At 64.5% G+C, this 15,216-nt stretch carries 12 protein-coding genes and 1 tRNA gene; 11 read left to right on the forward strand and 2 right to left on the reverse strand.

Annotated elements, in window-relative coordinates; genetic code table 11:
- Positions 1-17 precede the first annotated feature (17 nt).
- The 8 genes from DKB74_RS02705 to DKB74_RS02740 all read left to right on the forward strand — a co-directional run bounded on the left by DKB74_RS02705 (position 18) and on the right by DKB74_RS02740 (position 10,896).
- A complete protein-coding gene (locus DKB74_RS02705) occupies positions 18-533 on the forward strand; it encodes a DUF2497 domain-containing protein (protein ID WP_193504347.1) in 516 nt (171 codons plus the stop codon).
- Positions 534-628: 95 nt separating this feature from the next.
- A complete protein-coding gene (locus tag DKB74_RS02710) occupies positions 629-3,451 on the forward strand; it encodes a valine--tRNA ligase (RefSeq protein WP_109806544.1) in 2,823 nt (940 codons plus the stop codon).
- Between the two features lie 213 nt (positions 3,452-3,664).
- Entirely contained in the window at positions 3,665-4,726 is a 1,062-nt protein-coding gene (locus DKB74_RS02715; protein ID WP_109806545.1) for a choice-of-anchor A family protein, read from the forward strand.
- 103 nt (positions 4,727-4,829) lie between these two features.
- Positions 4,830-6,278 carry an MATE family efflux transporter gene (locus DKB74_RS02720; RefSeq protein WP_109806546.1) on the forward strand — a complete coding sequence of 483 codons (1,449 nt, stop codon included), beginning with the start codon at positions 4,830-4,832 and terminating at the stop codon, positions 6,276-6,278.
- Positions 6,279-6,318: 40 nt separating this feature from the next.
- Positions 6,319-7,044 carry a hypothetical protein gene (locus DKB74_RS02725; protein WP_109806547.1) on the forward strand — a complete coding sequence of 242 codons (726 nt, stop codon included), beginning with the start codon at positions 6,319-6,321 and terminating at the stop codon, positions 7,042-7,044.
- A gap of 40 nt (positions 7,045-7,084) precedes the next feature.
- On the forward strand, positions 7,085-8,068 hold the full coding sequence (gene hemB / locus DKB74_RS02730; RefSeq protein ID WP_109807082.1) for a porphobilinogen synthase: 984 nt from the start codon (positions 7,085-7,087) through the stop codon (positions 8,066-8,068).
- The gene (locus DKB74_RS02735; RefSeq protein ID WP_109806548.1) at positions 8,065-8,601 is read left to right on the forward strand and encodes a GNAT family N-acetyltransferase; all 537 of its coding nucleotides are present in this window, start codon (positions 8,065-8,067) and stop codon (positions 8,599-8,601) included. The genes hemB and DKB74_RS02735 overlap by 4 nt, the downstream gene beginning before the upstream one ends.
- A 51-nt stretch (positions 8,602-8,652) precedes the next feature.
- A complete protein-coding gene (locus tag DKB74_RS02740; RefSeq protein ID WP_109806549.1) occupies positions 8,653-10,896 on the forward strand; it encodes a polyamine aminopropyltransferase in 2,244 nt (747 codons plus the stop codon).
- Between the two features lie 41 nt (positions 10,897-10,937).
- Here DKB74_RS02740 and DKB74_RS02745 read toward each other — a convergent pair whose 3' ends face one another.
- Complete coding sequence (locus DKB74_RS02745) at positions 10,938-11,441, reverse strand: hypothetical protein (RefSeq protein WP_109806550.1); 504 nt, start codon at positions 11,439-11,441, stop codon at positions 10,938-10,940.
- A gap of 83 nt (positions 11,442-11,524) precedes the next feature.
- Here DKB74_RS02745 and DKB74_RS02750 point away from each other — a divergent pair.
- From DKB74_RS02750 to DKB74_RS02760, 3 genes are all read left to right on the forward strand, one after another.
- Positions 11,525-11,601: transfer RNA gene (locus DKB74_RS02750), tRNA-Arg, on the forward strand.
- A 265-nt stretch (positions 11,602-11,866) separates the two neighbouring features.
- Positions 11,867-12,448: a helix-turn-helix domain-containing protein gene (locus DKB74_RS02755; protein ID WP_109806551.1), complete on the forward strand. Its 582-nt coding sequence runs from the start codon at positions 11,867-11,869 to the stop codon at positions 12,446-12,448.
- Between the two features lie 117 nt (positions 12,449-12,565).
- Positions 12,566-13,579, forward strand: coding sequence for a winged helix-turn-helix domain-containing protein (locus DKB74_RS02760; protein WP_109806552.1), 1,014 nt, complete (start codon positions 12,566-12,568; stop codon positions 13,577-13,579).
- On the opposite strand, the gene DKB74_RS02765 is transcribed toward DKB74_RS02760, so the two are convergent.
- Entirely contained in the window at positions 13,576-15,195 is a 1,620-nt protein-coding gene (locus DKB74_RS02765) for a tetratricopeptide repeat-containing sulfotransferase family protein (protein ID WP_109806553.1), read from the reverse strand. The genes DKB74_RS02760 and DKB74_RS02765 overlap by 4 nt on opposite strands.
- Positions 15,196-15,216: the final 21 nt, after the last annotated feature.

Raw genomic sequence — 15,216 nt, forward strand, 5'->3', positions numbered from 1 at the left:
GATAAGGGGTGCTCGATATGGGGGATATCAGTACCGAGCCGTCGATGGAGGAGATTCTCTCGTCCATCAAACGGATCATTTCCGAAGAGGGCAGCACGGCGACCCAGCCGCGCTCCCGCCGTTCCGCGCGCGCCTTGCCGCAGCAGAGCGAATCGCGTGGCGGTGGCCGCGATGCCGAGGACGAAGTGCTCGAACTGAGCAACCCGGTCGATTCGCCGCGTCCCGATCCCGTCGCCGAATGCCGCCAACCCGAATCGGCAAAGGACGAACCCTGTCAGCAGGAGCAGGTGGAAGCGTTGCGTAACGCCGAAACGATCATTTCCGATCGCGCCGCACAGGCGAGCCGGGGGCAGTTGGAGGCTTTGTCGCGTATGGTGATCAAGCCGCAGACGCCCGGTTCCGACACGCTGGAGGGCATGGTCCGCGAAATGTTGCGTCCGATGCTCAGCGACTGGCTCGATGAAAATCTGCCGCGCATCGTCGAGCAGATGGTTTCCAAGGAAATCTCCCGCATCACCGGCCGCAACGGCTGAATTGCGCTCCCGAAAGGGGGCGTCTTTCCGATTGATCGTGCGACATGCGCCGCGCAGGCTTGTCTTGCGCGGCGGCGCGGTTATGTGCCGGGCCTATGAGTGAACTGCCCAAAACCTTCGATCCGGCCGAGATCGAGAAGCGCTGGTATCAACATTGGGAAAGCGAAGGCCTGTTCCGGCCCGAACGCCCGAATGCCGAGCCATGGACGCTGGTAAACCCGCCGCCCAATGTGACGGGCAGCCTGCACATCGGCCATGCGCTCGACAATACGTTGCAGGACATCCTCGTCCGCCATGCGCGGCTGCAGGGCAAAGATGCGCGCTGGGTGGTCGGCACCGATCATGCCGGCATCGCGACGCAGATGGTGGTCGAACGCCAGCTCAACGAAAAACAGCAGAAACGCACCGATTTCACGCGCGAGGAATTCGTCGCGAAGGTGTGGGAGTGGAAGGAAGAGAGCGGCGGTGCGATCACCGGCCAGCTCCGCCGCCTCGGCTGTTCGATGGACTGGGCGAACGAACGCTTCACCATGGACGAAGGCTTTACCAAAGCCGTGCTCAAGGTGTTCGTCGACCTGTATAATCAGGGCCTGCTGTATCGCGACAAGCGTCTGGTCAACTGGGACCCGGGCCTTGGCACTGCGATCAGCGACCTTGAGGTCGAAACGGTCGAAGTGAAGGGCAGTTTCTGGCGCTTCCGCTATCCGCTCGCCGATGGCAGCGGCCATATCGAGGTTGCGACGACGCGCCCCGAAACCATGCTGGCCGACATGGCGGTTGCAGTGCATCCCGAGGATGACCGCTATACCGCGCTGGTCGGCAAGCAGATCAAGCTGCCGATCACTGGCCGGCTGATCCCGATCGTCGCCGACGAACATGCCGATCCCGAACTCGGCTCGGGCGCGGTGAAGATCACACCGGGACATGATTTTAACGACTTCGAAGTCGGCAAGCGCGCGGGGTTCAAGCCCGGCGAGATGCTCAACATGCTCGACGCCAACGCTGCGGTGACTCAGACTGCAGACGGGCTGATTCCCGACGAATATCTCGGTCTCGACCGGTTCGATGCGCGCAAGCTGGTGGTGCAGCGGCTCAAGGAACTGGGCTGCCTGATCCCGCATGTCGTCAAGGACAAGGAAGGCAACGAGACCGAACACGACGCCGAACCGCGCACGATCCAGACGCCGTTCGGCGACCGATCGAATGTGGTGATCGAACCCTGGCTGACCGACCAATGGTATGTCGACGCGGAAACGCTCGCCAAACCGGCGATCGAAGCGGTCCGCTCGGGCGCGATCAACATGGTGCCCAAGAGCTGGGAGAAGACCTTCTTCCACTGGATGGACAATATCCAGCCCTGGTGCGTGTCGCGTCAGCTTTGGTGGGGGCATCGGATTCCGGCCTGGTATGCCGAGGATGGCAGCGTCTATGTTGCGGAAAGCGAAGCCGAGGCACAGCAGCAGGCTGGCGAGGGTGTCGCGCTCCAGCGCGACGAAGACGTGCTCGACACCTGGTTCTCTTCCGCGCTGTGGCCGTTCGCGACGATGGGCTGGCCCGATCCGGGCGAATGGGAAAAACGCTATCCCAACAGCGTCCTGATCTCGGGCTTCGACATCCTGTTCTTCTGGGACGCGCGGATGATGATGCAGGGTTTGCACTTCCTGAAAGAAGTGCCGTTCAAGACGCTGTATCTGCACGGTTTGGTCCGCGCCGCCGACGGATCGAAAATGTCCAAGTCCAAGGGCAATACGGTCGATCCGCTCGGCCTGATCGATCAATATGGCGCCGATGCGCTGCGTTTCTTCATGGCGGCGATGGAAAGCCAGGGCCGCGACATCAAGATGGATGAGCGCCGTGTCGAGGGCTATCGCAATTTCGCGACCAAGCTGTGGAACGCAGCGCGCTTCTGTCAGTCGAACGGCATCGGCGCGAGCAGCAGCATCGAACCGCCGGTCGCCGATCTCGCGGTCAATCGCTGGATCATCGCCGAAACGGTGGCGTGCGTGCAGGCGATGGACCTCGCCTTTGCCGATCTGCGCTTCGACGGCGCGGCGAACGCGATCTATCAGTTCGTGTGGAGCCGTTTCTGCGACTGGTATCTCGAACTGATCAAGCCGGTGCTGCAGGGGGGCGCTACCAACCCCGTTGGGGCTGAGCCTGTCGAAGCCCCGGCATCGGACGACGCCCTTCGACAAGCTCAGGGCGAACGGATCGATCTGGGTAATGTCAGCGGCACATTCTCGGGCGATGAAATGCGCGAAGCCGCTGGCGCGCAGGGCGAGATTGCCGAAACTCGCGCCGTTGCCGGCTGGGTGCTCGATCAGATCCTCGTCATGCTCCATCCGTTCATGCCCTTCATCACCGAAGAGCTGTGGGCGAAGACGGGCACGCGCGACTATGATCTGATCGTCGCGAAATGGCCGATGGCCGATGCGCGTGCGCTCGATCCCGATGCCGCGCGCGAAATCGACTGGCTGATCGAACTGGTGAGCGAAATCCGCGCCGCGCGTACCGAAGTCAATGTTCCGCCGGGCGCGCGACTGCCGCTGCATGTCGCCGACGCTTCGGCGCTGACGCTGGCGCGGCTCGAACGGCAGGGCGCGGCGCTGGCGCGGCTTGCGCGAGTCGATGTGACCGGAGGCGATGCACCGACCGGCGGCGCGCTGCAGGTCGTGGTCGATGAAGCGACCTATGCGCTGCCGATCGGCGATGTCGTCGACCTCGAAGCCGAGCGCACGCGCCTGTCCAAGGCGATTGCTGCGGCGGAGAAGGAACGCGACAGCCTGTCCAAGCGGCTCGAAAACCCGGCATTCGTCGAAAAGGCCAAGCCCGAAGCCGTGGAAAAGGCGCGCGCCGATTTCGCCGACAAGGCGGCAGAGGCGGAACGGCTGACCGCGGCGCTCCAGCGGCTGGGCTGATCGCGAATATCGCATGACCGAAACCGGCGTTCCTGTGGTGGCAGGGGCGCCGGTTTCGCGTGGCATCGGCAGCCTCACCGCGGTTTACCAACAAGGAAAATTAATTAACCCAATATCTTAACCATCATTCTTGTTACTAACTGTCGCCACAGCGCCTATCTTCCGCTGTGTCACCAAGGGGCGGTTTCAGCCGTTTCGGACAGGGAAAGAATAATGGGTCGCTCGAAAATTCTGTTCGCCGCAGCGCTGGGCGCCGCGGCAATCGCCATACCGCATCAGGCACAGGCACAGGTCGTCACCGGGCTCGACGCCCTGCGCAACTGGAACCTGGTCGTGCTCGGCGATCTGACGTCGTCGTCCGAAGTCGAAGGGCGCACCTATGTCACCGGCAATCTGACCGGTAACAGTTCCAATTATCAGATCAAGACGCCGTCGGATGCGACGGTGACCGGCCTGCCGGGCCTGACCGTGGTCGGCAATGTCACCGGCGGCGTAAAGAACCTCAACAATGGTTCGGGCGCGGTGATCGGCGGCAATGTCGATAGCGGCTTCAATCTGAACGGCGCGCCGCAAACGGTGAAGGTCGGCGGTACGATCGCCAACACCAATATCAATTCGAACACCGTCAATTCGGGGCTGGCGACCAGCGACCCCAGCTTTGCCGCCGATCTGAAGCTACAGGCGAGCGTGCTCGATACCAGCATGCACGGGCTGTCGCAGGATCTGGCGAAACTCGACGCCAACAGCACCGCGACCTTCAGCGGCAATCGCGGGACGTTCGACGCAAAGCCCGGCGCCGACGGCGTCGCGGTGTTTCAGATCAGCGCGGCGGATCTCGACAAGATCGGCGAGATTCAGTTCAACCCCAATGGCGCCGACACGGTGGTCGTCAATGTCAGCGGCACCGACATCAAGCTGAACGACAATTTCCTGGGCGGCACCAACGGCCTTGGCGAAAAGGTCATCTGGAATTTCAGCGAAGCCGAAACGCTCGACCTGTCGACTGCATGGGGCGGATCGATCCTTGCGCCCGATGCCGATGCGCATACCCGCAACTATGTTCAGGGCTCGGCGGTGTTCGGCAATCTGGTACAGGATGGGGAATTCCATCTCGGCACCTATGGCGGCAGCTATAACCCGCCCAGCAATCCGGGCGGCGGCGATGGCGGCGATCCGACGCCGGTGCCCGAACCGGGGACGATGTTGTTGTTCCTGATCGGTGCGGGCGGAATTTTCTATGTCGCCCGCCGACGCAGGCAGGCCGCCACGGCCTGACGCTTCCCCGCTTGCATGCGGCGCACCGCGCCGCCAATAGCGGAATGGGGGAGGACGACGGACGCCATTGGTCCGTCGCCAGCCTTCCTGCGCAGGGGGCGGCATGGCATCGCGGGCGAAACAGGATCTGACGACCGGCCCGATCGGGCCGACACTGTTGAAATTCGCAATCCCGACGCTTGCAACGTCGGTGCTGCAATCGCTCAACGGATCGATCAACGCGGTCTGGGTCGGGCGGTTTCTGGGCGAAGAAGCGCTTGCCGCGGCGTCCAACGCCAATCTGATCCTGTTCCTCACCATGTCGTTCGTCTTCGGCTTTGGCATGGCGGGCACGATCCTGGTCGGTCAGGCATGGGGGCGAAAGGATGTCGACGGCGTTCGCCGCGTGATCGGTTCGGTGATCGGCGGGTTTCTGGCGGTTGCGATATTGATGGCGGCGCTGGGATGGCTTTTCGCGCCGCAGATCCTCGACCTGATGGGAGTCGCCGCCGGCGCGCGTGAATTCGCGCTCACCTATCTGCGGATCATCTTCCTCGCCATTCCCTCGGGCATGGTGCTGATGGTGTTCATGATGGCGCTGCGCGGCACCGGCGATGCGATGACGCCGATGTGGGTGATGGGCATTTCGGCTGCGGTCGACTGCACGCTCAATCCGCTGCTTATTCTGGGCGTGGGGCCGTTCCCCGAAATGGGGATTGCCGGGGCGGCCACCGCGACGCTGGTCACCAACATTGCCGGGCTGATCGGCACGCTGATCTATGTCTATGCGCGCGATTTGCCGGTGCGGCTGCGCGGGGCGGAGCTTGCCTATCTGAAGCCCGACCCCGCTTTGGTGAAGCGGATCATGGGCATGGGCCTGCCGATGGGCATGCAGATGATCGTGATGTCGCTGTCGTCGGTGACGATGCTCGGGCTGGTCAACCGGCAGGGTGTCGAAACGACCGCCGCCTATGGCGTCGCGCTCCAGCTATGGACCTATGTCGCGATGCCGGCGATGGCGCTGAGCGGCGCAGTGAGCGCCATGGCGGCGCAGAATATCGGCGCGGGCAAATGGGACCGGATTTCGGCGATCACGCGCCATGGCGTGCTGTTCAATCTGGTCGGCACCGGAACGCTGGTCGCGCTGCTCGCCATCGCCGACCGGCCCGCGCTGGCGCTGTTCCTCGGCGGCGACAGCCCGGCGCTGCCGATCGCGCAGCATATTCAGCTGATCGCGACCTGGAGCTATATCATCGCGGGCGTCACCATGGTGTTGTTCGGCACGGTGCGCGCCAATGGCGCGGTGTGGGTGCCGCTGATCATCCTGACGACGACGATGATCCCGATCCGGATCGGCTTTGCCGTGGCGGGGCAGGGGTGGCTCGGCGCCGATGCGATCTGGGCGGCATTCCCGGCCAGCTCGGCAGTCAGCATGATGCTCGCGCTTGCATATTATCGCTGGGGCAAGTGGCGCAAGCCCAGGCCCGGATTGGCGCGTCCGACGCCGGATCGCGCGATCGAGGAAGCCAATGCCGCGCTCGATCCCGACGGCAAGATGACTCCGACCGGCTGAGGCTTGCGCACCGCGCCCGCGCCGCGCAGAAGCGCTCGCCATGGCACAGGAAAAGACCGTCAGGGAAACGCGCGAAGTCACCGGCATCGTCGGGCGCGAGGGCGTCGCGATCGTCGAAGGAGAGCGTGGCTCCGAACTCGTCTTTCAGCTTTTCCCCTGGCGCGCCGATCGCGGCAAGGTGGCGCTGTCGCGGCTGAGCGTGGTGGCGCCGGGGCAGGAGAATATGGACAGCTGGTTCGACCGGCTGCCCCCCGGCGCGCCGGTTTCGATCCGCGGGTTCCTGACCGATTGGGATTCCGCCCATGGGCTGGTGATGACGGCGTGGCTCGGCCCGGCACGCGATCCGGCGCTCAATGCAGCGGTGCAGCGCTGGAACCGCGATCAGACGCTGAAGCATCCGGCGTTCAAGAGTTTTGCATATGATATCGAGCATGACCGTTTCAGCGTCGAGGCGCGATGGTCGGGAAAGCGCGTTCGGCTGGTGATCGAGCGGCCCGAGCGCGAAACGCCCAAGGCAATGGCCGATCTTGCCGCGCGCTTGTTCGACGATAGCGAAGTCTGGGACATGCGGATCGCGACGAAAGTCCAGCGCGACATGCCCGACAGCCGGGCCGCCGATCGCATGCGGCTCAAGCGTGTGACGCTGATCTCGCGCGACAGTGTCGAGTTGTTGTACGATGACGGCGATGCGCTGGGCGGGCGCAATCTGATCGCGGAGATCGATCTGTCGCGCGACATCGTGACGGGCGTCGACGTCATCGGTTGATGCCTTGCATGCCGCTTCGCGCTGGCGCAAAAGCCGGGCCATGAGCCACTATCCCGCGCTTCGCATGCGCCGTCCCCGTGCCGCCGGCTGGAGCCGCCGGCTCCATGCCGAAACGGTCCTGACTCCCGCCGATCTGATCTGGCCGCTGTTCGTGACCGAAGGCGATGGCGAGGAGCCGATCGCCACGTTGCCGGGCGTTTCGCGCTGGGGGCTGAACGGCATCGCCGATCGCGCCCGCGAAGCGCAGGACCTGGGCATTCCCTGCATCGCGCTCTTCCCCAATACTCCGCGCGAGTTGCGCAGCGACCGGGGCGAGGAAGCGCTCAACCCCGACAATCTGATGTGCCGCGCGATCAAGGCGATCAAGGATGCCGCCCCCGACATCGGCGTGCTGACCGATGTCGCGCTCGATCCCTATACCAGCCATGGGCATGACGGGCTGATCGACGATTGCGGCTATGTGCTCAATGACGAGACTGCCGAGCTGCTGGTCGCGCAGGCGCTGGTTCAGGCAGGGGCAGGGGCCGATATCGTCGCGCCCAGCGACATGATGGACGGCCGCGTCGGCCGCATTCGCGAAGCGCTGGAGGCCGAGGGCCATTGCAACGTCCAGATCATGGCCTATTCGGCCAAATATGCGAGCGCCTTTTACGGCCCCTTCCGCGATGCGGTGGGCAGCCGCGGGCTGCTGCAGGGGGACAAGAAAACCTATCAGATGGACCCGGCCAATGCCGAAGAGGCGCTGCGCGAAGTCGCACTCGATCTCGAGGAAGGCGCCGACAGCGTGATGGTCAAGCCGGGGTTGCCCTATCTCGACATCATCCGGCGGGTGAAGGACGCGTTTGAAGTGCCGGTATTCGCCTATCAGGTGTCGGGCGAATATGCGATGATCGAGGCTGCGGTCGCAGCCGGTGCGGGGGACCGCGACGCGCTGGTGATGGAAACGCTGATGGCGTTCAAACGCGCCGGTTGTGCGGGTGTCCTGACCTATCACGCAGCGCACGCAGCGCGGTTGATGGCATGATCACCACCGAGCGGCTGATCCTGCGGCCGCCGACCGATGCCGATGCGCCCGCGCTGGTCGCGATGCTGAGCGATGCCGAAGTGATGGAGCGATTGGTGCGCGACCCGAGCGTGGAAAGCGCCGAGCGCAGTCTCGTGCGGCATCGCGGCTATCGCCAGCAACATGGGCTGGGGTTCTGGGCAGTCGAATTCGACGGCAAGGTCGTCGGCCTGTGCGGACTGAAGCCCGGTGCGGAAAATACTCCGATCGCGGGCGAGCTGGAAATCGGCTGGCTGTTTTCCAAGCCGGTATGGGGCAAGGGCGTTGCGCGCGAAGCGGCCGAGGCCAGCCTCAACTGGGCATGGGAAAACCATCCGGCAATGCGCGTGGTCGCGATCACCGGCGCCGATCATATCGCCAGTCAGAAGCTGATGGAAAAGCTGGGCATGTCGCGGCTTGCCGATGGCGATTTCGTCCACCCGCTATACGAGCCGGACGATCCTATGGCGCGCAGCGTCACCTTTGCAATCGAGCGGCCTAAGCCCGCTGGTTAATCGAGGCGAAAGCATCGACGGCTATGGCTGAACGGTTGTGAAGGGGGAAATATGGCATCGTTGAGCGACGAAGCGGCGCCGCCGCAGCAGCGCCATGCCGGCTGGCTGTTCGTCGTCGCGATCCTTACCGGCTCCTTCCTGCTGTTCCTGGTTCAGCCGATGGTCGCGCGGATGGCATTGCCGCGTCTGGGCGGCGCACCCGCCGTGTGGAACAGCGCGATGCTGGTCTATCAGCTGCTGCTGCTCGCCGGCTATGCCTATGCCCATTGGCTCGGCCGGTTTCAGCCGCGGCTTCAGGCGGGCATCCATCTTGCGGTGCTGACGCTGTCGGCATTCTGGCTGCCGATCGGACTGATGGCGATTCAGCTACCGGCCGATGCCGAACCGGCCTTATGGGTGCCCTGGCTGTTCGGCGCTTCGATCGGGCCGCTCTTCTTTGCCGTTTCGGCGCAGGCGCCGTTGATGCAGCGCTGGTTCAGCGTCGCCACCGGGGGACGCGATCCCTATGCGCTCTATGCCGCATCGAACATCGGCAGCTTCGGCGGGCTGGTCGCCTATCCGCTGCTCGTCGAGCCGGAACTGGCGCTCCATGGCCAGAGCATGTTGTGGAGCATCGGTTATCTGTGCGTCGTGCTGATGGTTGCGGCCTGTGCCTGGCTGCTGCCCCGCGGCGCGTCGCCGGCCGCGCGGGTTGCGCCGGAAAGTCCCGCGCCGGGCATGCGACGCGTGCTCCACTGGATTGCGCTTGCCTTTGTCCCTTCCGGGCTGATGCTCGCGACGACGACGTTCCTGACCACCGATATCGTCGCGGTGCCTTTGCTCTGGGTGCTGCCGCTCGGCCTGTATCTGCTCAGTTTCGTCGTCGCGTTCGCCACGCGCCGCAGGGCGGCAAATCTCGCCACTTTCTTCGCGCCGGTGATGCTGTTGCTGTTCGGTGCGACGCTGATTTCGGGGCATGAGGAATATGCCTATCTCAATGCCGGAATCGGGCTGACGTTGCTGTTCTTCGTATCGGTCGCGATCCATGCGCGGATGTACGAACTGCGCCCCGAACCCGACCGGTTGACCGGCTTTTATCTGGCGATGGCGCTGGGCGGCATGCTGGGCGGGGTATTTGCCGGGCTGGTCGCGCCGGTCCTGTTCGACTGGACCTATGAATATCCGCTGCTGATCCTCGCTGCGGCACTATTGTTGCCGCAGGCGATCCTGTTCGGTTTTCTGCGCCGATTCTGGTCGGGTTCACGCCGCTCTGTCGCGATCAGGAGCACCGGGATCGGTGTGGCCGTGCTGGTGCTGGTCTGGATCGGCATCACCGATCCCGGCGGCATATTGGGCGAAAAGCATGAAAGCATCGCCTTTATCGCGATCGCGGTGCTGGGTGTGGCATCGGTGGGGATGCGCGTGCCCTTCTTCATCGCGCTGACCGGCGCGTTGTTTCTGTTCGGCGGCTATCGGTCGATCGAGCTGTCGCTCGCCGGGGATCGCACGCGCAGCTATTTCGGAGTCTATACCGTCAGCGATCTGCCGCAGGAGCGGCGCCTTGCCCATGGCACGACGTTGCATGGCGTGCAGTTGAAGGGCGAGAAAGCAACGCTCCCCACCACTTATTATGTGCCCGGATCGGGCGTGGGACAGGCGATGCGGATCGCGCCGTTCCTCTATGGCAGCCATGCGCGGATCGGCGTGGTGGGGCTGGGGACCGGAACGCTGGCCTGTTACGCGCGTAAGGGCGAGCGCTGGCGCTTCTTCGAAATCGATCCCGTCGTGGTTTCGCTGGCGCGCGATTCGGGCAGGTTCAGCTTTCTCTCACGCTGTCTGCCCGATGCCGATATCGCGATCGGCGATGCGCGGGTGCGGCTCGGTGAAATGGCCGATGACAGCCTCGACCTGCTCGCGCTCGACGCCTTTTCCTCCGACGCCGTGCCGATGCACCTGATGACAGTGGAGGCGTTCGAAACCTATGGGCGCGTGCTCGACCGGCGGGGGTTGCTGCTCGTCCATATCTCCAATCGTTTCCTCGCCTTGTCGCCGGTCGTGGCGGCAGCGGCCGAACGCAGCGGCTGGCATGCCGCGCGCATGGTCTATTTCCCCACAGACGCGGAAGCGGGGGACGAAGCGACGGTGTCTGACTGGATCGCATTGTCGCGCGACAAGGATGTGCTCGACGTGCTTACCGTTGCGGGCAATGGCTGGCGTCCGTTGACCGGACGGCCCGGCATCGCCGCATGGACCGACGATCACGCATCGATCGTGCCGCTGCTGCGCGCATTTCATCCCGATCTGGCGAACGAATAGGCGCCGGGCGTCGGCGCCCGCGTCGTTTATGGGTTCACGACCTAGTTGCCGGTAAAGCCGCGCTCCAGCGAATCGATTCGCGCCTGTTGGCGATCGCTTTCGGCGCCTGCCTGCGCCACGGCTTCGTCGAGGGACGGATAGGGCGGCTTGCCGTCGACGCCCCGCTGAATGGCAAGCGAATCGAGCCGTACCGCGATATCCAGAGTCGCGCCGTGCAGCGAATCGATCTTGCCCAGCGCCTCTTGCGCGCTCAGCCATGCCGCGCTGCCGGGCGCAGTGCCCACTGCGACGGCGATCTTCGCTTCGGCGTCGGCCGCAGCAGTGGCGAATGCTGCCGCGGTTTCGGAAATCCGGGCCTTTTCCGCCGTGATCTGGGCGTCGAGCGCCGGATCGGGGGTGGCCATGGGCGCTGGAACGTCCGGCTCGGCCAGGCTCTGATTCTCGATCTCCCTTGGCAGGAGCGAGGGATAGCGATCCGTGCTGTCGGTGCAGCCGGTCAGCGCCGCACAGGCGGCGAGCGAAAGAGAGAACAGGGTGTGTTTCACATTTCCGCTCTATGCGGCGCGAAAAGGTCGCGCAACGGGCTTGCACTATTGCGGAGACGCTTCTATGTCCCGCCCTCCAATGCGCGCCCGTAGCTCAGCTGGATAGAGCATCAGACTACGAATCTGAGGGTCGGACGTTCGAATCGTTCCGGGCGCGCCATTTTTCCGCTGGGGGTATCGCCCCCGACAAAAGCGCGAAAGGTGAAGGGGTTGGCGGCGTTCCAGACCCGCTTTTCCGCAAATAGCGCAGCGGTTCGGTAAGACCCGGTTTCAGCAGCAAAATTTGTGCTTCATTTCTCCGCAAACCCGGAATGTATAAGGGTTTGCGAGGAATCGCGGCGCCGCCCCGTCGCTGCGGCGCCCGATGACGCGCTGCTCCGGCGCCTGCGCTTGCCCAGGCGCCGCTTGCCTTGATAAGGAACGGCATGACGGAAAAGTCGGGGGCACGGGCGGCGGAACGGGATTTGTCGCTCAGCGATAGCGAAGGCACGTTTCTGGGGCTGGTGCTGCGCGCCCAGCCGATCACGGCCTATCAGGTGGCAAAAGTGTATGACCGGTCGCCGGTCAGCAACTTCAACACCAGCAAGGGCAAGATCTATCCGCTGATGAAGCGGCTCGTCGAACGCGGGATGCTGATCAAGGAACAGGTCGCGGGCGATGCGCGCGGCACCGAGCAACTGCGGTGTTCCGATCTTGGTCGCGAAGCGGTGCGCCAATGGGTGCTCGATATGCGCGAGAGCCATGTGATGCTCGAGGACCCGCTGCGCACCAAGGTTCAGTCCTTCGACCTTCTCGAACCCGGTGAGCGGATCGAGTGGATCCTGTCGGCAAAGGAGAGCCTGACCGAGCAGCTGGATCGGCTCGATGCCTATCAGGCGGGTGTCGACGTGCCGTTCAAGGCGTTCGTGCACGATAATGCGGTACGTTCCGTGCAGGCCCGGATCGGCTGGCTCGACAGGATGCTCGCGACTTTGTTGCGGGAAACGGCGGCCGAAAACGGCAGTTGATCGCGCCGCGCGCGCAGTTGGCCTGTTCTCGACCGCCAGCCGGCATTCGTTGCGTAGCCGGAGCGATCCACGGATTTGCGAGTCACGTGCCGACCGATCGCGGATATCCTGCGTGGCGTGCAGCAGGAAGCGATCTCGTTTGCGGCAGTTCGGGCCGCATCGGCGACACGCCGCCCCGGCGATGCGGTGCGCAGCCGCATTCTGGTCGCGGCGCGCGGATTGCTGCAGCGGCGCGATGACGGCAATCTCGACCTGCGCGACGTGGCCACGCTTTCCGGCGTTCCGGTGGCGGCGATCCGGGCGCATTATGCAGATTGCGAAGCGGTATTCCGCGCGTCGCGGCTCGCACTGCTTGAGGAAGTTGTCGCGGCGCTGCCGGCGACCCCCAGCGCCAATGGCGGTTTTGACGCGATGGTGAGCCAGTATCTGCGCGCAGCCCGGGAGGTCGTCGACGCAGTGGCGCATCGTGAGCTGGCGCTTTCGGTCCGCCGCGACGGTGCGCGTCATCCCTGGTTGCCGGCCGCCTATGCCGAATCGATCGAACGGCCACTGGCGATCGGAATCGAGCATCTCCTGTTGATCGGCGTCTTTCGCGGGCTGGTGAATATCGGCGATCCGGCGCGGCGTGCGCGCGACTTGCTCGCCCTGCTTTTGTCGCCATCGGACGATGCGGCCGGGGGCGATGCGCCGGGCGCGCTGATCGACGAATTCTACAAGCCATCGGGTGCGTCCTGCGCCCGGCCGGAGCGCGGATCCCCCAAGACGCCTCCGGCTTCGAACGGGCGCCGGGCGATGATTCGTCGCGGTGCCCTGACGCTGTTCCTGGATCCGACCGAGATTCGCTGGAACGACTGTGAAATTGCCCTGTCGCCGATCGAGGCACGCATCGTTGCCGCGCTGATCGCGCGCGGGCGGGCGACGTCGAGCGAGATCGAGGCGCTGATAGCGGAAGACGGCGCCAGGACGCGGACGCGCGACGTTTTCCTCCACCGCATTCGCCGCAAATTTGCGCAAGCCGGCGCCCCCGATCCGATCGAAACGGTGAAGGGATGGGGGCTCAAGCTGCGCGATCCGGGCGAGAAGCGGCGACTGGTGATCGGCGAAAGCGCGGGGCCCCCGGCACTCGCTTAGGCAAACGGGCCAAGCGTTTCGCGCAGCGGTTTCAGCCAGGGCGCATAGGCGCGCCAGTGATCCACGCCGACATCGGTCAGCGGCGCCCGCACCTGCTGGGCGCTGGCAGTGCGAACCGGACGGCGATTTTCGTGAAACCGCAGACATGCTGAATCAAAGGGCAGGCCCAGATAGTCGAGCATAGCCCGGACCTGTGCTTCCGGATCGGCAAGCAATGCCTCATGATCGACGCGATGGATCATGCCCGGCGCGACGCCATCGAAATGCGCGGTCAGCCGGACATAGTCGCGATAATAGCGGCCGATATCGACCAGGTCATAGGCAAAGGCCTGCCCCCGCGCGAAATGCTGTTTGAAGTTCGAAAATCCGCAGGCCATTGCGCCGCGCCGGGTGTCGATGAAACGCGCATTCGGCAGGATCAGGCGAATTAGCCCGATATTGAGCCAGTTATTGGGCAGCTTGTCGAGGAACAAGGGCCGGTCCTGATGCCGGTGCCATTGCGCGGCGGCCAGATAGCGTTCGCCCAGATCGCGACGATCCGCCTCGGTAAGTTCTGCCAGATGCGCCGGATAGCGCAGATCGCGGCGCTGCCAGTGCTGCGCGATTACCGATTGGGCGAGCGCGGGGATATAGGGAAGCTCGGCAGTCCCTTCGACCATCGGATGGCTGGCGAGGATCTGTTCGACCAGCGTCGAGCCCGATCGCGGCAGTCCGATAATGAATATCGGCGCCGGATCGGGTGCTCCCGCGCCTGCGCGCGCAGCGAGAAACGCCTGGGTGAACAGCGCGATCTGATCGTCCACTTCGCGCGAAATACGGTCGGGGTCATAGGGCAATGCGCTGCGGTGCAGCCGATTGGCCTCGGCATATTCGGCGAAGGCCGCGCCATGTTCGCGCGTGTCCTCCAGCGCCTTGCCGAGCGCGAAATGGAGATGCACCCGGTCGCCGGGGCTCAGGTCGTGGCGGGCAAGCAAGGTGCGCATTGCCGCGATATCGCGCGCATCGAACGGCGCGGTCTTGAGGTTGGCAAGGCTCCACCAGGCTTCGCCGACCTGTCGGTTCTGCCGCGTCACGGCTCGGAAATGCGCAATCGCTTGCTCGGTTCGTCCGGTGGTCTTGGCAAGATTGCCGCGTGCGAGGTGCAGTTCGGAATCCTCAGGCGTGGCCGCTGCAAGACCGCAGTGCAGCCGATCGGCGCTTTCATGATCGCCGATCCGCGCCAATAGCGAGGCCTTGGCAAGACCGGCCTCGCGATGATCGGGGTCGGCGGCGAGCACCGCGTCGAGATGCGTCTGCGCGTCGCCAATGCGCCCCTGATCGGCCAGGATTTCGGCAAGCCGCAATCGCGCATCGGCAAGCGCGGGCACCAGCGCGATAACGCGCGTCAGCGTCGCTTCTGCCTCATGCGCGATACCCAGCCGTGCGGCGAGTTCGGCGAGCAGCATCAGCGCGGCGGGATTGTTCGGATCGGCCCGGAGCAGGTCGCGGATACCGCGCTCGGCGCGGCCCAGCTCGCCTGCTTCCAGCGCGTGCCATGCCTGCACGAATCCCGGTTGGCGGGCGGCCGCCGTCACGGCGGCGAGATCGGAGGAGGGCGCGGTCATCGTGGCGGTCATGCGATGTTCCGTGAAACAGAA

Source organism: Stakelama portus, from assembly GCF_003171655.1.
GTDB lineage: Bacteria > Pseudomonadota > Alphaproteobacteria > Sphingomonadales > Sphingomonadaceae > Sphingomonas > Sphingomonas portus.